This window comes from Streptomyces sp. AB3(2024) (genome assembly GCF_041862025.1).
Classification (GTDB): Bacteria; Actinomycetota; Actinomycetes; order Streptomycetales; family Streptomycetaceae; genus Streptomyces.
Map to the genome: position 1 here is coordinate 1 of NZ_JBGWAB010000336.1, position 532 is coordinate 532.

1 protein-coding gene is annotated in these 532 nt (G+C 70.5%); it reads right to left on the reverse strand.

Going from position 1 to position 532, the window contains the following annotated elements; genetic code table 11:
* A partial coding sequence (locus tag ACEPPI_RS40645) for an AMP-binding protein (protein ID WP_373920260.1) occupies positions 1-532 on the reverse strand: 532 nt, incomplete at both ends.

Genomic DNA, 532 nt, shown 5'->3' on the forward strand with positions numbered 1-532 from the left:
GGTGCCGGGGGGTCCGTAGGGGTTGGGGATGAAGTGGGTGGCGGTGGTGGTGGGTTGGGCGAGGTAGCCGTGGGCGAGTCCGTCGCCGGAGAGGTAGAGCTCGCCCGTCGTCCCGGGCGGGGAGGGCCGCAGGTGGGCGTCCAGGACGTAGGCGTGCTTGTTGGTCAGGGGCCGGCCGATGGGGAGGGGGCCCTGGACCTCGGCGGTCGGCGCGGTGGTGTGGGTGGTGGTGAAGCCCATGGACTCGGCGGGCCCGTACCCGTTGGTGATCGTGAGGTGCGGGTGCAGTCCGTGGAGACGGTGGACGTGGGTGGGGGAGGCGGGTTCGCCGCCGGTGTAGACGATGCGGGTGGTGGTGAAGGTGCCGGGGTGTTCGTCGGTGAGGTAGTTGAAGAGGCTGGAGGAGAGCTGGAGCATGCTCACGCGGTGCTGCTGGGTGAGTGCGGAGATCAGGGCCGGTTCGGGGCGTTGTCCGGGTTGGAGGACGGTGGTGCCGCCGTGGAGGAGGGCGCCCCAGAATTCGAGGCTGAAG